Source organism: Candidatus Planktophila sp. (genome assembly GCF_040402275.1).
Lineage (GTDB): Bacteria > Actinomycetota > Actinomycetes > Nanopelagicales > Nanopelagicaceae > Planktophila.
The window spans coordinates 1-19864 of record NZ_JBBAMW010000012.1; the positions used below are offsets into that span (position 1 = coordinate 1).

Genomic DNA, 19864 nt, shown 5'->3' on the forward strand with positions numbered 1-19864 from the left:
AACCTAGACTTACTGAACCAGAATCAGCAGGGCTGCCAATTACCCCATACCCCAAGGTTTTTTAGGCCTTGTATTGCAAGTGCAAAGAATACCAGCGGATTTATAGTGCCAATCCCGCGTTGATACGCAGTAAACAGGCCTCTTTACCGAGTAATTCCATTGATTCAAATAGCGGCGGCGAAATCGTGCTGCCGGTGGTTGCAATGCGAAGTGCGGTAAATGCAATACGTGGCTTAAGTGCCATCTCTTCGATCAATGATGCGCGCAGAACCGCTTCGATATTTTCGTGGTTCCACACAGAAACTGTCTCTAGCTCTTTAAGTGAGCGCTTTAAAATCGCCTTTGATCCCTCATCTGTAATCTTAGAAATAGATTCTGCATCTACTGCAAATTTAGTTGTGAACAAGAACTTGAGCATCTTTGGCACTTCATTGAGCATGATGATGCGCTCTTGAATTATGGGCAATGCCTTCTTTACCAACTCAATTTCAGTATCTGTGCCTGTAATGACATCTGCCTTAGTCAAAAATGGCAAAGACCACTTCAAGAACTCATCTAAAGTCAGCGCACGGATCTTGTCACCATTGATTGCTTCAAGCTTTTTCATATCAAAGCGCGCAGGTGATGAATGAACCTTCTCCACTGTGAACATCTCGGTCAGCTGCTTCATGGTGATGTTTTCTACATCATCTCCTGGTGACCAACCCAGCAACGCAAGATAGTTACAAATTGCCTCTGGCAAGAAGCCCATCTCGCGATACCAAGCAATTGATACCTCGCCATTTCGCTTTGAAAGCTTTGCGTTGTCCTGTCCCATAACAAAGGGAAGGTGGGCAAATACTGGGTAATCCTCTAGTGCAACACCCATGGCCTGATAGACACGGATCTGACGTGGAGTTGAAGAGAGTAAATCTTCTCCGCGCAAAACGTGGGTAACCTTCATCAAGATGTCATCTACGGCAACAGCTAACGTGTAGAGAGGTGAACCATCGGCACGCACTAGTACAAAGTCTGGAACAAAGTTGTGATCAAAGGAAACATCCCCGCGGATTAAATCGTTAAAAGTTGTGCTGCCATCTGGCATACGCATGCGAACTACCGCCCCGCGACCTTGCCCCTTATAGGCTGCAATTTGATCAGCAGTTAGCTCGCGGCAATGTCCGTTATAGCCAGGTGCCACATTGGCTTTGCGTTGTGCTTCTCTGACTGCTTCTAACTCATCTGGTGAGCAGTAGCAGTGATAAGCATCTTTTTGATCTAGAAACTTTTGTGCCCACATCGCATAAATATCTAAGCGTTGTGATTGCAGGTAAGGACCGTTGTCGCCACCAACTTCTGGACCCTCATCCCAATCAAGCCCAAGCCATTTAAGAGTATCTATGGCTGCATTGATGTACTCATCTGTAACGCGGGTTGTATCGGTATCTTCAATACGAAATAGGAAGGTGCCACCTGTGTGACGGGCATATGCCCAATCAAAAAGTGCTGTGCGGATGTTTCCAACGTGTAAGTCGCCAGTTGGAGATGGCGCGAAGCGAACCTTTACCTTATTGGCCATTACCGTGCACTCAACTTGTTAGTGAGTTCGCCAAGTCCTTCAATTGCCATAGTTGCCTTTTCGCCGGCAACCATTGGGCCAATACCTGCCGGTGTGCCAGTCAGAATGATGTCACCAGGAAGCAGGGTCATAACCCGTGAAACAAAGTTAATAATTGTTGGCACATCAAAGATCATGTCGCTGATCTGAGCAGATTGCTTTACTTCTCCTGCAATGGTGGCTGTGATCTTTTGTGTGCCAGGAACAAAATCAGTATCAATCCATGGGCCAATTGGGCAAAAAGTGTCAAAGCCCTTTGCGCGGGTCCACTGTCCATCTTTCTTCTGCAAATCACGAGCGGTCACATCATTTGCGATTGTGTATCCAAAGATCACATCATTAACGCGCTCTTTAGGAACATCTTTGCAAATACGACCAATCACAATTGCAAGCTCTGCTTCATGATCCACACGCTCTGACATCTCTGGCCACACGATCGTGTCGTTTGGACCTATGACAGATGTGTTTGGCTTTAAGAAAATAATTGGTTCTTCAGGTACTACCCCGCCCATTTCGGCGGCGTGATCGGCGTAGTTCTTGCCCACGCACACAACCTTTGAACGAGGAATAATTGGTGCAAGCAAACGAACCTTGTTCAGCGGAATTGTTGCAGCTGTCTTTTGGATTCCGGAGTAGATCGGATCACCGCTGATGATGTTGATCAGGCCATCATCTTCTAGGACACCAAATAAAGGATCTTGGCCTAAGCCAGCATCTGGGCCTGGGGTGAATCGAACGATACGCATGAGCGCATTCTATCGTTACTCAGCGTCCTCAATCTCTTCAACAAGGCGCTCGACTAGAACAGATGAAATTCTACGACGACGGCCCTGTGGACGCTCTGATGTGATTGAGAAGCCATGCCATGAAATTGTCGATCCAGCAATTGGAACACGGCCAAGTTTTTGCGCCATTAATCCACCAATACTGTCAATGCCTTCAAACTCTTCTTTTTCAATCTCAATCTTTAATACATCTGCTAAATCTTCAATATGCAGCGATGCCTTTGCGCGGCCCTTATCAGGTCCTAACCACATAAACTCTTCTTCGCCATCATCAAACTCATCTTCGATTTCACCCACAATTTCTTCGATGATGTCTTCAATAGTAATGATTCCAGCTGTTCCACCATATTCATCGACAACAATTGCAAGGTGAATCTGGTTCTTTTGCATCTCCTTGAGCAGATCATCGGCCATCTTGATTTCAGGAACAAAGTTGGCAGGTCGCATGTGCTTTTCAATTGTTTCGGTGTGCTCAGACTCGTGGTGATCAAGGGCGCGCTTTGCTAAGTCTTTGACATAAACAATTCCGACAATGTTGTCGATGTCATCGCCAATAACGGGGATGCGGGAGTAACCACTTCGAAGGGCAAGTGATAACCCTTGCCGCAAACTCTTATCCTTTTCAACCCAGACCATGTCGGTGCGGGGAACCATTAATTCACGAACCAAGGTGTCACCTAGTTCAAAGACAGAGTGAATCATCTCGTGCTCACCAGATTCCACTAGACCACGCTCATGTGCTTGATCTACGAGATCTCGGAGCTCTGCTTCAGATGTGAAGGGTCCGGATCTAAATCCCTTACCTGGTGTCATTGCATTGCCAACTGCGATCAGAAGCTTTGTCACAGGACCGAGCAAGAGTGCCAATCCGTAAGCAACGATAATTCCGTATCTGGCGTATTTGTGTGGTTGCTGCTTACCTAATGTGCGCGGGCCAACACCAACAACTACGTATGAAAGAACAACCATGATGGCAACTGTGAGCGCCATTGCTTGCGCACTTGAATAATTGCGCAGCAAGATAACTGCCAATAAAACAGTTGCAGTGAACTCACAGAGCTTGCGAACAAGCAAAATGACATTGAGGTATCGGGCAGGTTGGGCTGTGTATTTGCGCAATAGCGCGGTGCCGCGCTTGCCTTCGATCTCTTCAATAACCACGCGCGAAATTGAGGTAAGTGCAGATTCAGATGCAGCTAGAAAGCCTGCAAAGACAAGCAAGGCAATAATGCTGATGATTGCTATGGGGCTCATAAACCTTTCTGCCAATCTCTCACTATTTTTTCTTGAAGATCAAACATTACTTTTTCTTCTGCCTTATCAGCATGGTCGTAACCGATGATATGCAGCAAGCCATGCACAGCCAAAATATATATCTCGTGCTCGATTGAGTGTCCTTGTGCTTTAGCTTGGTCTGCTGCAACGACCGGACTAATAACAATGTCACCTAGTGTTACGGCCTCTCCTGGAGTCTCTGGCATATCCATCGGAAATGAAAGAACATCTGTTGTTCCCGGTTCATCCATCCACTTGATATGGAGCTCAGTCATATAGTCATCATCGACAAAAGAGACGTTGATTTCACACTCAGGGTTGAGTTCAAGTTCTAGCAAGGCAAAGGTGAGTAGGGAGTTTATTTCAGTGGCTGGAACTAATTGCCCTGAAGTGTTTGTTACTTCAATAGTCATTGTTGGCGAATGTGTCGCAATTCTTGGCGCGCGACATCAAACTTGTCATATGCCTTAACAATGTCACCGATTAGGCGGTGGCGAACAACATCTTCTGCTGTTAATTCAAGGAAGGCAATGTCATCGATTTCTTTCAAGATATCTCTAACGACCTTTAACCCAGAGTTCTGTCCATTAGGCAGATCAATCTGAGTCACATCTCCTGTGACAACCATCTTTGAGCCAAAACCAAGTCGTGTTAAAAACATCTTCATCTGTTCTGGTGTGGTGTTTTGAGCCTCATCCAAGATGATAAAAGCATCATTTAATGTGCGACCACGCATATATGCCAATGGAGCAACTTCAATAATGCCTGATTGCATTAAGCGTGGGATCGAATCAATATCGATCATGTCATGCAACGCATCAAATAATGGACGCAAGTAAGGATCAATCTTTTCGCTAAGTGTTCCAGGCAAGAAACCTAGACTTTCACCAGCTTCAACTGCTGGGCGGGTTAAAACGATTTTGTTTACTTTCTTCGCTTGTAATGCTGCAACAGCCATAGCCATCGCAAGGTATGTCTTACCGGTACCGGCAGGGCCGATACCAAATGTAATTGTGTGATCATCGATTGCATCAACGTAACGCTTTTGATTAGCAGTCTTTGGACGGATTGTGCGACCACGATTGCTGACAATGTTGAGTGACATAACCTCTGCTGGATGATCAACAGGCTCGTGCTCTAACATTTCGATTGCACGGTTGACTGCGTCCACATTCAAGAGATTTCCGCTGCGAATCACAACCATCATCTCGTTGAACAAGTTTTCTAGACGTGCGCAATCAATGTGAGGTCCGCGCAAAGTAATCTCATTGCCGCGCACCGTGATGTTGACAGATGGGAAGGCTGCTTCAATAACCCTTAAATTGTCATCATGCGGACCCACAACAGCAACCATTGAAATGGCGTTAGGGACGGTAATCAGCGTTCGCTCCATATAAGGGTAAATCTATCTTTAACCGGGCGGCCATGTCATGGCTCGCCCACCCAGAAGGTGGAGGTGAGCGTGGAAAACACTCTGACCTGCCTCTTCCCCGGTGTTAAAAACAGTTCTGTAGCCGTTGAGTCCGCGCTCTTTTGCAATCTGATCGGCAGCCAGGAAAAGGTTTGCGGTAATCCTTGCGCTATTGCGGGCAATGCCGGCAGCATTTTCTGTGTGCAAGGTTGGAACAAGCAACACATGTGTTGGTGCTTGAGGGTTTAAATCATTGAAAGCAACAACATTTTCATTGCGCAAGACAATATCAGCCGGGATTTCTCCTTCAATGATTTTGCAAAAGATGCAGTTGGGATCTAAGGCCACGTAATTACCATACCTTTAAAAGTGCAGAGACAGCTGAAACTGCCGCAATACCAGCATGTGCCGAACGCAGAATTGGGCGACCCATGAGGGCAACCTTTGCGCCAGCTTCTGTAAATGCGGCAATCTCTTCATCAGTTAAACCACCCTCTGGCCCGATGATGATTAACAAATGCTCAACGTTGTGAGATGAAACTTGATCAGACAACTTGGCTGTTGCACTTTCATGAAAAGCAATCGCCAGATCGCTCACCTTAATTGCTTCACAAATTTGCGCTGTTGTTGCCATTTCAGTTACTTCTGGGATTCTAAATCTGCGTGATTGCTTACTTGCTTCTCGCGCTGTAACAGCAAACTTCTCTGATCCTTTACCAATACTGCGGGTAGAGAGCCACGGAACAATGCGATCAACGCCGGCTTCAGTGAGTAACTCAATCGCCTCTTTTGCCCGATCACCCTTAGGGATGGCCTGAACAACGGTAATAATTGTTGCAAGTGGATCTTGAAAACCAGAATCCATTACACGAACCTGCATGGACTTTTTCTTTACCTCTTGCGCCACAACCTGAGACCAGGTTCCTTTGCCATCACTGAGCATAAATTCATCGCCTGCTTGCATGCGCAGTACCCGAATCGCATGGTTGGCATCATCGTTTGCAAACTCATAAGAACCACCAACAGTTGTTGGTAGATCATCTACGAAAAAGAGTGTGAACATTACTTGTGGAACACTCCCTTGAGTTTGCTAAAAATCGATCCATCCTGGCCCTTTACATGGGCTTCATTAGCTTTTTCACCACGGGCATCAGCAAAGGAGCGCAGGATTTTTTCTTCATCCTTGCTCAACTTTGTTGGTGTGATTACTTCGATATGAACAATTAAGTCTCCGCGATCACCGCGACGGAGTCGGGTCATGCCCTTGCCTTTAATCAGAATTGGTGTGCCACTTTGTGTGCCGGGCTTAATGTTGACATCTACTGGTCCATCAAGTGATTCAACAGTGACTGTGGTGCCAAGTGCACCGGCAATCATTGTTATCTCAAGTGCCATGTGTAAGGTGTCGCCTTCGCGCACAAGATATTCGTGGCGCTCTTCTACGATTTCAACATAGAGATCACCAGCAGGTCCGCCTCCTGCACCAACTTCACCACGGCCTGACATCTGAATTCTGTTACCTGTTTCAACACCTGCAGGAATCTTCACATCAATAGTTTGACGACTACGTACTCGTCCTTCGCCAGCACATTCGCGGCATGGACTCTTAATCACACTTCCATATCCCTGACAGGCATTACATGGACGAGAAGTCATTACTTGACCAATAACAGAGCGCACAACTTGTTGTGTTTCCCCGCGCCCCTTACAGGTCATACAACTTTCAGGATGTTGGCCATCTAAACAACCAGTACCTGTGCACTTAGGACACACAACAGCTGATTCAACTGTTATTTCACGCTCTGTGCCAAAGCATGCTTCATTCAGGTCAACTTGAATTCTGATGAGTGAATCTTGTCCAGCACGTGTGCGCGGACGCGGACCACGTGATCCACCGCCACCAAAGAATGCATCCATGATGTCGCTAAAGCCACCACCAAAGTTTGCTCCACCAAATTGATTACTACCGCCCATGTCATAGGACTGACGCTTTTGTGCATCGCTTAAGACATCGTAGGCTTCTGTAACTTCCTTAAACTTTTCCTGCGTCTTCGGATCAGGATTCACATCTGGGTGTAGTTCGCGGGCTAGTTTGCGATAGGCCTTCTTGATCTCATCAGAACTAGCACCTTTTGTAACGCCCAACGTTTGGTAATGATCTGCCACTTATGGACCCTCATTGATAAATCGTCCGACATAACGGGCAACTGCATCAACTGCTGCCATTGATCCTGCGTAATCCATGCGTGTAGGTCCTAAGACGCCAACTGCGCCTAATTGCGCAGAGTCGCCGCCATAACCAACTGTGACAAGTGAAGTTGTTTGAAGATTAGTTTCAGTTTGTTCGCTACCAATGCGAACATGAACAGTTGGATGAACTTCATTGAGTAAGCGCAACAAAACAACTTGCTCTTCCAATGCTTCTAGAATTGGAGAGAGAGTGAAACCTAGATCTTCACCTGAGCGTGCTAAGTGCGCTGTTCCTGAGATTGCCAACTTTTCACGGCTCTCGCCAAGAATTGGATAGGTAACAACTGCCACCTGCTTTGTGATGTCTGCTAATAATTTGGCTGATCTTTTCAATAACTCTTCTAGATCGTTAGAACTATCGAGGAATGTTTCAATAGCGCGGCGCTCTGCCGTTGAGAGTGGCTTAACAGTTGCCAACTTATCTACAAAGACTCGATATCCAAGATCTGTAGGAATACGTCCAGCACTTGTGTGAGGCTGAGTAATCAAACCCTCATCTTCTAGAATTGCCATTTCATTGCGGATGGTGGCAGGTGAAATACCAAGGCCATGATGATCGGCGATTGATTTCGAGCCGACAGGCTCTTGGGTCGCAACGTACTCATCGACAATTGCGCGGAGGATTTCAAGACGACGTGATGACATTTGTTCCAAGGGTACTAGATAGTTATTTCTCGGACGATTCGATCTGCGATCAAGCGGCCCGCGGGGGTCAGTAGAACGCGATCATCGTGTAGCTGAATAAAACCATTCTCGCGATATATCGCTAACAGCTCCATTTGGTGAGGCTCTAACAACTCCATTTGCAAGCCCTCCCGCATTCTGATGCCAAGCAATATCGCTTCATCTTTGATCTGTTCGGCAGTTAACTGCTCGCTGTCTAAGATTGGTGACTCCCCCGCAAACAACTTTTGCTTGTATGCCGTTGGATGTTTCACATTCCAGAAGCGCTTGGAGTCAATATGTGAATGCGCACCTGGTCCTAACCCCCACCAATTTCTACCCTGCATATAAGCAGTGTTATGGATACATGAATGCCCAGGTTTAGCCCAATTTGAAAGTTCATACCAAGTCAAACCCTTGTTTTCACACATCTGATCAACTAACAAGTACATATCGGCCATCAAATCATCATCTGGCATAGCTAGTTCACCACGTTTGATCTGTGCGGCAAGCTTTGTTCCTGTTTCAACAATGAGTGCGTAGGCACTTATATGATCGATATCTAAAGACAGTGCAGCTTCAACAGTTACGCGCCAATCATCTAACGATTCACCAGGTGTTCCATAAATCAAATCAACGCTAATTGATGTGAAGCCTGCGCTACGAGCCATAGTGATTGCTTTTTCAACATTAGCTGGGTTGTGTGTTCGATCAAGGACGGCCAAAACATGAGGCATCGCAGACTGCATACCAAAAGAGATTCGATTAAACCCCACCTCTATATATTGTTGAAGTTTCTCGGCCGTTACTGAATCGGGGTTGGCCTCAAGTGTAATTTCACAGTTATCAGTTACTCCATTACGAGCCTTTATCGCAGCAATTACCCGGCCAAGATCCTGTGCTGGTAGTAATGATGGTGTTCCACCGCCAAAGAAAATGGTTGGTACGGTATCTGTTAGTGCAGCCTCTAGTTCGCGCAATACCGCATCGATGTAATCATTACTAACGATTTCAAGAGTTGCACCATCTTGTAGCTCTGATGGTGTGTAGGTGTTGAAATCACAGTAACCGCACCGCTTTATGCAGTATGGGATATGTACATAGAAGGAGAGGCTCATTGTGCTGCTCTACGGGCGGCCTTAATCTTTTCGATATCGGCATCGGTGGCAAGGGCTGCAACGAAGGCTTCCTGTGGAACTTCAACGCGTCCCACCATCTTCATGCGCTTCTTACCCTCTTTTTGCTTTTCCAATAGCTTACGCTTACGTGAGATATCTCCGCCGTAACACTTAGCTAAAACATCCTTGCGAACAGCGCGGATACTTTCGCGAGCAATAATGCGGGCTCCGATAGCTGCCTGAATTGGTACTTCGAACTGCTGACGTGGAATTAGCTCGCGAAGTTTGCCAGTCATCATGACGCCGTAGTTGTATGCCTTGTCACGATGGACAATCGCACTAAATGCATCTACCGCCTCACCCTGTAACAAGATATCGACCTTTACTAAATTACCTTCAGCTTCAGCTTTTTCTTCATAATCTAAGGATGCATAACCCTTTGTGCGACTCTTCAATTGATCAAAGAAGTCAAAAACAATTTCAGCTAATGGCAAGTCATAGCGGATCTCAACGCGATCTTCTGAAATATAATCCATACCAAGCAAGATTCCGCGACGCTCTTGACATAGCTCCATAATCGTTCCAATGAACTCAGCAGGTGCCAAGATCGTTGATTTTACGATCGGCTCAAACACTGTCGCTACCTTGCCATCTGGAAACTCGGAAGGATTAGTAACTCGGATTGACTTGCCATCTTCCATAGTCACGTTGTAGACCACGTTTGGCGCAGTTGAAATCAGACTTAACTTATGTTCGCGCTCTAACCGTTCGCGCACGATCTCCATGTGCAGTAGCCCAAGAAAGCCACAACGAAAGCCAAAGCCAAGGGCAGCTGAATTTTCAGGTTCGTACACAAGTGCGGCATCATTTAGCTGCAACTTATCGAGTGCTTCGCGAAGGATAGGAAAGTCAGCACCATCTAATGGGAAAAGACCAGAGAAAACCATTGGCTTAGGATCTTTATAGCCAGCAAGTCCCGTTTTGGTCGGATTGTTGTAGTTAGTAATTGTGTCACCCACACGGGATTGGCGAACATCTTTTACGCCGGTAATTAAATATCCAACCTCGCCAACACCAAGGCCTTTACCAGCTACTGGTTCAGGTGAGATCACGCCAACTTCTAACGCTTCGTGGCGCACGCCAGTTGAAAACATTTGAATCTGTTCGCGCGGTGACAAATGTCCGTCGATAACTCGAACATAGGTAACAACACCTCTGTAAGAATCATAAACAGAGTCAAAGATCAGTGCGCGTGCTGGTGCATCTGGATCACCAACAGGTGCTGGGATCTGAGCAACAATCTGGTCCAGAAGCTCTGCAACACCATCACCAGTTTTTCCTGAAACACGCAAGCAATCTTCTGGTTGGCAACCAATGAGACGCGCAAGCTCTGCGGCAAACTTTTCTGGTTGTGCGTTAGGTAGATCGATTTTATTTAAAACAGGAATAATTGTAAGGTTGTTTTCCATTGCAAGATAAAGGTTGGCAAGGGTTTGTGCTTCAATTCCTTGGGCGCAATCAACAAGAAGGACTGCGCCTTCACATGCTGCCAGCGAGCGCGATACTTCATAGGTGAAGTCAACGTGACCAGGTGTGTCGATCATGTTGAGGATGTATTCGCCGCCATCAATACCTGAGCGCCACGGTAAACGAACTGCTTGAGACTTAATAGTGATTCCACGTTCGCGTTCAATATCCATACGATCTAGATACTGGGCGCGCATATTGCGAGCCTCTACAACTTCAGTGATGCCCAACATGCGATCGGCAAGTGTTGATTTACCGTGATCAATGTGGGCAATGATGCAGAAGTTACGAATCTGCGCCGGATTGGTTGATGCTGGTTGTGGCGCCTTAGCAAGTGAAATTGCAGGCATGAACCTAGCCTCGCTTTAAAGTAGTAAAAGGATTAACGTGCGCCGGCTTTGGCAGCTGCCTTAGCCATTGAAGACTTCTTGTTTGCTGCTGAGTTCTTGTGAAGAACACCCTTTTGCACTGCAACATCTAGTGACTGTGATGCAGTGCGAAGTTCTGTTGTGATTGCTGCGGCATCGCCAGCAGCTACAGCGTCGCGGAACTTACGTACGGCTGTCTTGATAGATGAGCTCACAGACTTGTTACGAAGGCGTGCCTTCTCGTTGGTCTTGATGCGCTTGATCTGAGACTTGATATTTGCCACGTGCGTAATTCTCCGAACTTTAGGTTTTTACGGTGAGGGATAAGGGTACCGAGTTGAGCGCTCAGGCTCAAATCGGGGCTCCTGTTAAGCGGTAATCACACCCGATGAAGAGGCACGACGGCGCTTTCGCCCACCAGTCTTAACCTCGACCTTAGGAGCCTCTGGCGCTTCAGATTGAGAGTCTTGATTGAGGGATTCATGGAACTCATGAGCCGTTGCATCCTTTTCATCAGCATCTTCATGCTGAGAAGAGGGAGTATCTAGCTGAGGTGCTGGAGCTTTCATCTTGACTGGCTCCATATGAATATGAATTCCGCGTCCGCTACATGAATCGCAGGTAGTAGAGAAGGCTTCAATAAGTCCCTGACCAACACGCTTGCGTGTCATCTGAACAAGACCAAGAGAGGTAACTTCTGCGACCTGGTGCTTTGTGCGATCCCGGCCTAGACATTCAACTAAACGACGCAGAACAGCTTCACGGTTTGATTCAAGAATCATATCGATGAAGTCGATAACAACGATTCCACCAAGGTCACGAAGACGAAGTTGGCGGGCGATCTCTTCTGCTGCTTCTAAGTTGTTCTTAGTAACAGTCTCTTCCAGGTTTCCACCCTTACCGATGAACTTACCGGTGTTAACGTCGATCACAATCATTGCTTCGGTGCGATCAATAACAAGGGAACCACCTGAAGGCAGATACACCTTGCGATCAAATGCCTTAGCAAGTTGTTCTTCAACGCGGAAGTCAGCAAACAGGTCGCCAGTTCCGGTGTATTTTTCAATCTTTTGTGTTAACTCTGGTGCGATAAAGCCAAGGTAGTTTGTTACTTCATCCCACGCAGTTGATCCCTGAACAGTTAACTTACGGAAATCTTCATTGAAGATATCGCGGATAACACGAACAGCCAAGTCTGGCTCTTCATAAAGAGCGGAAGGTGGATGAAAGTTTGCGTTCTGGCTCTTGGCATAGATGTCATCCCATTGCGCCTTAAGACGTGCGACATCACTTGTTAGATCTTCTTCGCTCACACCTTCAGCAGCGGTACGAACAATCACACCAGCTTCTTCAGGAATTAAGTTCTTTAAGATTGCTTTCAAACGTGAGCGCTCTTCTTCAGGCAGACGCTTTGAGATACCGGACATCCCGCCACCTGGAACATAGACAACGTAGCGTCCAGGCAATGAAATTTGGCTTGTAAGGCGTGCACCCTTTTGACCAATTGGATCCTTAGTAACTTGAACAAGAACAGGCTGGCCTGTCTTTAATACTGTTTCAATTTTGCGTGGTGCTGACTCTGAAATACCTGCAGCATCCCAGTTAACTTCACCAGCATAGAGAACAGCGTTACGTCCCTTACCAATATCAACAAATGCAGCTTCCATTGAAGGAAGAACATTTTGTACGCGACCTAAGTAAACGTTACCAACGTATGACTGGTTACTATTTCGGTTGACGTAGTGCTCAACCATGACGCCATCTTCAATTACTGCGATCTGTGTGCGATCTGCAATCTGGCGAACCAACATTTCACGATCAACATTTTCGCGACGAGCTAAGAACTCTCCATCGGTAATGATGGTTCCGCGCTTGCGATATGGCTCGCGGTAATCACTGCGGCCACCTCGGTCATTGCGGTCGTAACGATCATTGCGGTCACGACGGTTGCGGTTGTTATTACTACGTTCTGTGCGCTCGGCACGTACTGGGCGTTCGCGCTTTTCGCGGACCTTAACAACTGTAATGACACCATCTTCTTCAATGGTCTCCCCTGGTGTTACACCCTCACCTGTTGCGCGACGGCGACGGCGGCGGCGTGTAGAAGTTGATCCTTCAGATGATTCCTCATCTGTTGACTCTTCATTTGAATTCTCATCATTGTTTTCTGTGTTTGCAGAATCTGCTGAACCTGGCTTGCGGCGACCACGGCCACCACGACGGCGACGGCGATTACGGTTGGCACGCTCATCTGAATCTGATCCTTCAGAATCTGCTGATGTGGCCGGCTTTTCTGAAACTTCAGGTGCATCTTTTTTGGCAGCAGCCTTCTTGCGAGGCTTTGTGTCTGCTACCTCTTTCTTTGCAGCTGGCTTTTCAGGTGCTGCTTGAAAGATTGCAACGGGAATAGCCGCTGCTTTTTTACGAGTTATCTTCTTTTCTTCCGTTACCTCAGTAACAGGGGCTTCTGTTGCACTAGAAGCTTTCTTCACCGCACGCTTGCGCGGTGTTTTAGGCTCAATCGCCATGGCACCAAATCCTTTATGTCTGCGTTTGCAGACTGTTTTCTTAAAAAATCCTTGTGGGTTTTCCGTACCGTCCGCGCTGGGCTTGTTTCGCGATTGATCGCGAGCCGCGCTGAACTGGTGTCTTAATTATGGCAGAGCAGGGGCTATTTGCCTATTTAACCCCTTAAACGAGCGTGAACGTTCTGCAACAAGCCAATTCCGATCAACGTGGCAAACATGGATGAGCCACCATAGGAAATGAAGGGCAATGGCACACCGGTCATCGGCATTAACCCCAATGTCATTCCTATGTTTTCAAATATCTGGAAGGCAAACCACGCAATTACCCCCGTGCACACCAACCGCCCAAAGGGGTCATTTGTGCGACGGGCAATTGAAAAGCCACGCATCAATAAAATTAGATACAAAATCAATATTGCACCACTACCAATAAATCCAAGCTCTTCACCAGCAACTGTGAAAATAAAGTCTGTCTGTTGTTCTGGCACAAAGCGACCATTTGTTTGTGGACCATTAAATAATCCTGTGCCAATTAAGCCACCAGATCCCACGGTAATGCGGGCTTGGCGGAGTTGATAACCAGCACCTTGGGTGTCGGCGCTTGGATCAACAAATGTTTGCAGACGATTTACTTGGTACTCGCTGACAACACCGGCCTTAACAGCAACAAATCCACCTAAGACAGCTAATAGGAGCAGCGCTGTTACCCAACGCGCTGGAACACCTGAGACTGCAACAATTGTTACAACCGCTGCAGAGATAATAAGAACTGTTCCCATGTCAGGCTGCATAATGATGAGCGCAACCGGAATTGCAGCTACGGCAAGTGATTGCAACACATCTCTACTTGTCGGCCCATCGCTGTCATGTGAGCGCTCAGACAAGATCATTGACATACCAATAATGATTGCGATCTTGGCTAGCTCTGCCGGTTGAATCTGAAATCCGCCAGGCAAAGCAATCCATGCCTTTGCGCCATTTATTTCTGCGCCAAGGCCAGGAATGAGAACAACGACTAATCCCAATACGCCTGCGCCCCATAAGAATGGTGTGTAGGCACGTAGTAAGCGGTAATCAATAACTGTCACACCGTATGCCAACACCAAACCAATCAAGATATTAATGATGTGGCGCTTGAGGTAGTACTGGCCATCTAAACCGTTGCGGGTATACCAATCACGAGTAGCAGCCCACACAAGTAATGTCCCAACAAAAAGTAATAGCCCAACTACTGCAGTTAATACCGGATCAAATCCATGAACTAAAGATTGACGATTGCGTCGATATAAACGCTGGCGAGCATGGATCTGACTCACTTGGTCGCCTCCTTAGGTTTAGTTGCAGGTGAAATCTTAGGTAACTGTGTTGGTGGTTTGCCTTCTGGGAATAACGCCGCGCCAGAAACAACTTTGTTGCCAATTACTCCAAAGAGAGTTGAGTAAATCTGTCGCACGCCCACACCAGATGTCGATGCACCAAAGCCACCTTGGCCAACCATCATGACAACTGCATACCGTGGGTTCTTACTTGGTGCATAGGATGCAAACCAGGAGGTGTCATCTTTTTGTGAACCATTTGGATTTCGACCAAAGACTTGGCCAGTTCCTGTTTTACCGCTAACTTCAATTGGAAACCCTGCAAACGCTCCAGCACCCGTTCCACTCACAACTACTTCACGTAGCGCACCTTGTAGGAACTTGATTGTTGATGGAGCGGCGGTCAGCGTGCCAAGTTTATTAGGTGTAAATGTTTGGATAACTGTTCCATCTGTTTTGACGATTGCCTTGGCAATCTTTGCTTGCCAGATGGTCCCGCCATTGCCAATTGCCGCATACATCTGGGTCAACTTCAGTGGTGTCACAACAGTGTCACCCTGTCCGATAGAAAAGTTAACCGCATCTCCAGCGCGAACCTTGTCACCATCAACACAGTTTTCAGCAGCCAACTGGAGCAAGAATGGTGTTTGCTGAGCCTTTGTTGCACGCTCTTTATAGTTGCAATAGAAATCTTTGTTCTGCTGATACCAGCTCTTTTTATATATGCGATCTGCAAGGCGGGATGTGGACTCGGTCGGTAGGTCGATGCCAACCTTTTGAGTTATCTGAAATGATTGGGCTGCCTTGAAGAAGTAATCATTGGGCTCAGATTTTGGTCGCAAACCACCATCTCGAAGCCATTCATCAAAGGCTATTTGATACCAAATGGTGTCACACGAGACGGCAAGTGCCTTTTTCATACTCATAGATCCTTGATTTTTACTATCAAAGTTCTGAAATGCTCGCGTACCAACCTGGACCTCTGAAGGGCACTTGTAGGTAGCGTTTAAGTCATATCCGGCAGCAGCTGCGGCAACAACTGAGACAGCCTTAAAGGTTGAGGCTGGTGCAAACAAACCTTGCAATGCGCGGTTAAGTGCCGGTACAGACTTCTTTTCACTAAACAAATCTGATGCTTGTTGAACAGTTAACCCTCTCTCCCAAGCATTGGGATCATAGGTTGGATATGAGGCAAGAGCCAAGATGCGCCCGGTCTTGATATCCATAACTACAGCAGCACCTGAATCAGAGGTGTATCCATTAGCACGACCGCGCAGCACTGCATCTTTCAATGCTTTTTCGGCAGCTGCCTGCAGTCGAACATCCAAACTTGTTACTAAGTGATCTCCTGCAACAGGTTGAGTATTTTGGCTCTCACGCGTCACTAACTCTTTGCGATCAACAATTACTGTGCGGATTCCTGGCTCACCGCGCAAGAAAGAGTCATACTGAATTTCAAGTCCAGTCTTACCAATTGTCTCGCTACGGAAGTATTGATTGCCATTATCTTTTAATAAGTCAGATTCGGTCAGTGGTCCCACATAACCCAGCACATGCGCGGCATTCACACCCAAATAACTTGGATAGCTTCGGATTGCAATAGGCTGGGCATCAACTCCAGGAAATGCATCTGAGCGTTCAACTATCTGCAATGCAATGTCAGGATCTGCAGATTTTGTAATTGGAATTGGTTGGAATCTAGATCCCTGCCAGCAACCCGCTTTTTGTCCCTTTGGAAGCTCACCACACAGGCGCGTGTTTTGATAAATATCGCCATAGTTAAGTTTGAGCAGTGTTGCTAAGCGCTTCATAACACCAACACCTTTGTCATCTAACTTATCGATTGCTACTCGATCGATTGTGATCGCCAAACCAGCCTTATTCATAGCTAATGGGACGCCATAACCATCAACAATTAATCCACGCGTGGCAGGGGCAACAACATCTCTGCTTTGGATACTAAGGGCTGCATCTCGATACTTAGGACCTGCAGCAACCTGCAAGTAAAACAAGCGACCAAGTAGTGCCACCATCAAAGAAACAACGAGAATTTGAACTACAAGTAAAGACAGGCGTGACTTGTTGTTCATAGAGTAGACCGCGAATCAAAGACCAATGCATGTAAGCGGCTAAACACAGGTAGCAGGATTGGTGAAATCAAAAGCGCCCAGATACTCATGCCAAATAGGGTGATGAGCACTTGGATAAGTGAGCCTGCAGAAACACCTAAGAGCGCCCCAGTTGCGACGTATGCGATTTCGACTAAAACATTTGCAATTACTACGAAGAAAATAATGCCGGTGGCGTTTGCTCGAACATTGTCATCACCATAGCCAATATATGAAATTGCATACCCAGCCATCAACATAATCAATGTCCACTGACCAAATGGGCCAGAAGCACTTTGTGACAAGTCCATTAAGAAACCTGCTGCAAAGCCAATGACCGCTGCTACTTCAGTTTCACTCAAAACTGCCCACGTTAAAGCAAAGATCATCAGAATAGAAAAGCCACCGCCAGGTAAACGAAACTGCGAAATAACTGATTCTTGAATCACAAAAATCATAAGAAAGATTGGCGCAGCAATCGAAATCTGGCGGGTAAGCATGGTGGCTACTTAGTTGGAGATGGCGATGGAGTGACGAAAACTGTAACCGTTGGAATGGGTGTGACGCGTGGCTTAACTGGCACTAGCGCATCTCCAGGGTTGGATTCTGAGCCACTCACAACTACTGCAACAACTCCTAGTGTTGAAAAGTTTGTGTAGTAGCGAATAGTTGCTGTTTGCGCCACAGCACCTGCTGAGTTGTCCACCCCTGTTACATATCCCAATGGAACACCTGGAACAAAGGGACGGTTTGCAATGCTTCCGCGAGAGAGTAGAACATCACCCTCTTTAACAGTGGTCGAATTATCCAGCAATTGCAGGGTCGCAGAACCAGTTCCACGCCCTGTCAGGATGCCGATCTGTTGTGAGCCAGCAATGCGTGCGCCAATTCTAAAGCTTGGATCACTTGCTAATTGAATTAATGCAGTTGTTGGATACACATCTTTAACAACACCTGCAATGCCAGACTGCGACAAAACCGTCATGTTCTTCTTGATTCCAGCATTTGCCCCTACATCGATGGTGATTGTTTGTGAGAAAGATTGACTAGATCCATTGCTAATGACTTTGGCATTAACGATCTTGTATCCAGCAGTTCCTGCTAGATCTAAAATACTTTTGAGCTGCTTTAGCTGAGCATCTGCATTTTTACGATTGATAAGTCTTTGCTTCAAATTGGCGTTTTCAGCCTCAAGCTTTTCAATCTGATTTCGGGTTCGACCTAAGTGGGTCACATCAGAGAAAAAGTTTTTAACTGGAGTGAGAACTACGCTGCCAGCACGCTGAAACGGCGAGGTAATCGTTTGTGAACCTTGCTTAAATCCATCAATGACTCTCACGCCACGAAGATCTAAGGTAATGAGGAAGAGCGAGGTGACTATTAAAATCACCAACAACAAACGTGCGCGTCCACCATTACGCATTACGCAAAGACCTTATCGACGAGGCTCGGAGATTAGAACCTTCTCAAGTGCTTCAAACTCTTCGATGCACTTTCCAGAACCTTCAGCAACAGCATCCAATGGACGCTCTGCAATGTGAATTGGCATTCCGGTTTCTTTGCGAAGGCGCTCATCTAGACCCTTAAGAAGTGCTCCACCACCTGTAAGAACAATTCCACGATCCATTAGATCTGATGCAAGCTCAGGAGGTGTCTTATCAAGTGTGCTCTTAACTGCGTTTATAATTGCGTTAACTGGCTCTTCAAGTGCCTTGCGAATTTCAGCGGCTGAAACAACGATTGTCTTTGGAAGACCTGTTGCTAAATCGCGACCGCGAATTTCAGCATCGTTTTCTCCGGGCAATGGATAAGCAGATCCAATCGCCATCTTGATCTCTTCTGCTGTGCGCTCACCTAGAAGTAGCGAGAATTCACGCTTGACCCAGTTAATAATCGATTGATCTAGCTCATCGCCACCCACGCGAATAGATAGTGAGGTCACGATTCCGCCCAATGAAATAACAGCAACTTCTGTTGTACCGCCACCGATATCTACAACCATGTTGCCTGTTGGCTCGTGGATGGGAAGACCAGCACCGATTGCTGCAGCCATTGGCTCTTCAATGATGTACACCTTACGTGCACCTGCTGCATAACCAGCATCTTTAACTGCGCGCTGTTCCACACCAGTAATACCAGAAGGAACACACACAACAATTCTTGGCTTAGCCAAGTAACGACGACGGTGCACCTTTTGGATGAAGTAGCGCAACATGCGCTCTGTTGTATCAAAGTCTGCGATAACGCCATCCTTTAGCGGACGGATAGCAACAATATTGCCAGGAGTACGGCCAATCATCTTCTTCGCTTCAGTACCAACGGCCAAAATTGCGCCTGTATCTTGGTTCACAGCAACTACTGAAGGCTCGTTCAAAACAATGCCACGTCCACGCACATAGACAAGAGTGTTCGCTGTGCCTAAGTCAACGGCCATATCGCGGCCGATAAAGGACATTCTGCTTCCTTGAGACATTTTTACTCCTTGTACTTAATTGCTGGGGAAGAAAATCTGAATTTCACGCGCTGCAGATTCAGGTGAATCAGAGCCATGAACAATATTTTGCACAACCTTTGTTCCTTGATCACGCGCTAGATCGCCACGGATAGTTCCGGGTGCGGCAACAGTTGGATCTGTCGCTCCAGCTAATGAACGAAAACCTTCGATAACGCGATTGCCAGATGCAACGATCGCAACAATTGGACCAGACATCATGAACTCAACTAATGGTTCATAAAATGGCTTACCAACATGTTCTGCGTAATGCTTTTCTAGTAATGCACGATCTGCTTGCAGCATGCGCAAAGAATCAATTGCATAACCCTTTGCTTCAATACGTGAAATAACTTCGCCAACTAAACCGCGGGCAACGCCATCTGGCTTGACCAGGATTAGGGTTTTCTCAGTGCTCACTCGCCCA

At 46.7% G+C, this 19864-nt stretch carries 19 protein-coding genes; all 19 read right to left on the reverse strand.

Going from position 1 to position 19864, the window contains the following annotated elements; all coding sequences use genetic code 11:
* Positions 1-100: 100 nt before the first annotated feature.
* The 19 genes from gltX to ndk all read right to left on the reverse strand — a co-directional run bounded on the left by gltX (position 101) and on the right by ndk (position 19857).
* On the reverse strand, positions 101-1558 hold the full coding sequence (gene gltX / locus AC9UEY_RS03850; protein ID WP_509538019.1) for a glutamate--tRNA ligase: 1458 nt from the start codon (positions 1556-1558) through the stop codon (positions 101-103).
* Positions 1558-2343 (reverse strand): fumarylacetoacetate hydrolase family protein, encoded by a 786-nt coding sequence (locus AC9UEY_RS03855; protein ID WP_509538021.1) that lies wholly within the window; start codon positions 2341-2343, stop codon positions 1558-1560. Before AC9UEY_RS03855 ends, gltX begins: the two co-directional genes overlap by 1 nt.
* 15 nt (positions 2344-2358) lie before the next feature.
* Positions 2359-3636 carry a hemolysin family protein gene (locus AC9UEY_RS03860; protein WP_509538023.1) on the reverse strand — a complete coding sequence of 426 codons (1278 nt, stop codon included), beginning with the start codon at positions 3634-3636 and terminating at the stop codon, positions 2359-2361.
* A complete protein-coding gene (gene ybeY / locus AC9UEY_RS03865) occupies positions 3633-4070 on the reverse strand; it encodes an rRNA maturation RNase YbeY (RefSeq protein WP_509538025.1) in 438 nt (145 codons plus the stop codon). Before ybeY ends, AC9UEY_RS03860 begins: the two co-directional genes overlap by 4 nt.
* Positions 4067-5050 carry a PhoH family protein gene (locus tag AC9UEY_RS03870; RefSeq protein WP_509538027.1) on the reverse strand — a complete coding sequence of 328 codons (984 nt, stop codon included), beginning with the start codon at positions 5048-5050 and terminating at the stop codon, positions 4067-4069. Before AC9UEY_RS03870 ends, ybeY begins: the two co-directional genes overlap by 4 nt.
* An 18-nt stretch (positions 5051-5068) precedes the next feature.
* A complete protein-coding gene (locus tag AC9UEY_RS03875) occupies positions 5069-5416 on the reverse strand; it encodes a histidine triad nucleotide-binding protein (RefSeq protein ID WP_509538029.1) in 348 nt (115 codons plus the stop codon).
* A gap of 4 nt (positions 5417-5420) precedes the next feature.
* The gene (locus AC9UEY_RS03880) at positions 5421-6131 is read right to left on the reverse strand and encodes a 16S rRNA (uracil(1498)-N(3))-methyltransferase (RefSeq protein ID WP_509538031.1); all 711 of its coding nucleotides are present in this window, start codon (positions 6129-6131) and stop codon (positions 5421-5423) included.
* A complete protein-coding gene (dnaJ, locus tag AC9UEY_RS03885; protein WP_509538033.1) occupies positions 6131-7234 on the reverse strand; it encodes a molecular chaperone DnaJ in 1104 nt (367 codons plus the stop codon). Before dnaJ ends, AC9UEY_RS03880 begins: the two co-directional genes overlap by 1 nt.
* On the reverse strand, positions 7235-7963 hold the full coding sequence (locus AC9UEY_RS03890; protein ID WP_509538035.1) for an HrcA family transcriptional regulator: 729 nt from the start codon (positions 7961-7963) through the stop codon (positions 7235-7237).
* A 14-nt stretch (positions 7964-7977) separates the two neighbouring features.
* Entirely contained in the window at positions 7978-9099 is a 1122-nt protein-coding gene (gene hemW, locus AC9UEY_RS03895; RefSeq protein ID WP_509538037.1) for a radical SAM family heme chaperone HemW, read from the reverse strand.
* On the reverse strand, positions 9096-10976 hold the full coding sequence (gene lepA / locus AC9UEY_RS03900; protein WP_509538040.1) for a translation elongation factor 4: 1881 nt from the start codon (positions 10974-10976) through the stop codon (positions 9096-9098). The genes hemW and lepA overlap by 4 nt, the downstream gene beginning before the upstream one ends.
* A 32-nt stretch (positions 10977-11008) precedes the next feature.
* Positions 11009-11278: a 30S ribosomal protein S20 gene (gene rpsT / locus AC9UEY_RS03905; protein ID WP_509538043.1), complete on the reverse strand. Its 270-nt coding sequence runs from the start codon at positions 11276-11278 to the stop codon at positions 11009-11011.
* Between the two features lie 84 nt (positions 11279-11362).
* Positions 11363-13522 carry an Rne/Rng family ribonuclease gene (locus tag AC9UEY_RS03910; RefSeq protein ID WP_509538046.1) on the reverse strand — a complete coding sequence of 720 codons (2160 nt, stop codon included), beginning with the start codon at positions 13520-13522 and terminating at the stop codon, positions 11363-11365.
* 155 nt (positions 13523-13677) lie between these two features.
* Positions 13678-14838, reverse strand: a complete 1161-nt coding sequence (gene rodA, locus AC9UEY_RS03915) for a rod shape-determining protein RodA (protein WP_509538049.1) — start codon at positions 14836-14838, stop codon at positions 13678-13680.
* Positions 14835-16928: a penicillin-binding protein 2 gene (gene mrdA / locus AC9UEY_RS03920; RefSeq protein ID WP_509538052.1), complete on the reverse strand. Its 2094-nt coding sequence runs from the start codon at positions 16926-16928 to the stop codon at positions 14835-14837. The genes rodA and mrdA overlap by 4 nt, the downstream gene beginning before the upstream one ends.
* Positions 16925-17446 carry a rod shape-determining protein MreD gene (locus AC9UEY_RS03925; RefSeq protein WP_509538054.1) on the reverse strand — a complete coding sequence of 174 codons (522 nt, stop codon included), beginning with the start codon at positions 17444-17446 and terminating at the stop codon, positions 16925-16927. Before AC9UEY_RS03925 ends, mrdA begins: the two co-directional genes overlap by 4 nt.
* 5 nt (positions 17447-17451) lie before the next feature.
* A complete protein-coding gene (gene mreC / locus AC9UEY_RS03930) occupies positions 17452-18369 on the reverse strand; it encodes a rod shape-determining protein MreC (protein ID WP_509538057.1) in 918 nt (305 codons plus the stop codon).
* Between the two features lie 12 nt (positions 18370-18381).
* Positions 18382-19419 (reverse strand): rod shape-determining protein, encoded by a 1038-nt coding sequence (locus AC9UEY_RS03935; protein ID WP_509538060.1) that lies wholly within the window; start codon positions 19417-19419, stop codon positions 18382-18384.
* 15 nt (positions 19420-19434) lie between these two features.
* Positions 19435-19857, reverse strand: a complete 423-nt coding sequence (ndk, locus tag AC9UEY_RS03940; RefSeq protein WP_509538063.1) for a nucleoside-diphosphate kinase — start codon at positions 19855-19857, stop codon at positions 19435-19437.
* Positions 19858-19864 lie beyond the last annotated feature (7 nt).

Coding starts and splice junctions, on each gene's coding strand:
- gltX (WP_509538019.1), bottom strand. CDS start 1,558: ATGGCCAATAAGGTAAAGGTTCGCTTCGCGCCATCTCCAACTGGCGAC.
- AC9UEY_RS03855 (WP_509538021.1), bottom strand. CDS start 2,343: ATGCGTATCGTTCGATTCACCCCAGGCCCAGATGCTGGCTTAGGCCAA.
- AC9UEY_RS03860 (WP_509538023.1), bottom strand. CDS start 3,636: ATGAGCCCCATAGCAATCATCAGCATTATTGCCTTGCTTGTCTTTGCA.
- ybeY (WP_509538025.1), bottom strand. CDS start 4,070: ATGACTATTGAAGTAACAAACACTTCAGGGCAATTAGTTCCAGCCACT.
- AC9UEY_RS03870 (WP_509538027.1), bottom strand. CDS start 5,050: ATGGAGCGAACGCTGATTACCGTCCCTAACGCCATTTCAATGGTTGCT.
- AC9UEY_RS03880 (WP_509538031.1), bottom strand. CDS start 6,131: ATGTTCACACTCTTTTTCGTAGATGATCTACCAACAACTGTTGGTGGT.
- AC9UEY_RS03890 (WP_509538035.1), bottom strand. CDS start 7,963: ATGTCATCACGTCGTCTTGAAATCCTCCGCGCAATTGTCGATGAGTAC.
- hemW (WP_509538037.1), bottom strand. CDS start 9,099: ATGAGCCTCTCCTTCTATGTACATATCCCATACTGCATAAAGCGGTGC.
- lepA (WP_509538040.1), bottom strand. CDS start 10,976: ATGCCTGCAATTTCACTTGCTAAGGCGCCACAACCAGCATCAACCAAT.
- AC9UEY_RS03910 (WP_509538046.1), bottom strand. CDS start 13,522: ATGGCGATTGAGCCTAAAACACCGCGCAAGCGTGCGGTGAAGAAAGCT.
- mrdA (WP_509538052.1), bottom strand. CDS start 16,928: ATGAACAACAAGTCACGCCTGTCTTTACTTGTAGTTCAAATTCTCGTT.
- AC9UEY_RS03925 (WP_509538054.1), bottom strand. CDS start 17,446: ATGCTTACCCGCCAGATTTCGATTGCTGCGCCAATCTTTCTTATGATT.
- mreC (WP_509538057.1), bottom strand. CDS start 18,369: ATGCGTAATGGTGGACGCGCACGTTTGTTGTTGGTGATTTTAATAGTC.
- AC9UEY_RS03935 (WP_509538060.1), bottom strand. CDS start 19,419: ATGTCTCAAGGAAGCAGAATGTCCTTTATCGGCCGCGATATGGCCGTT.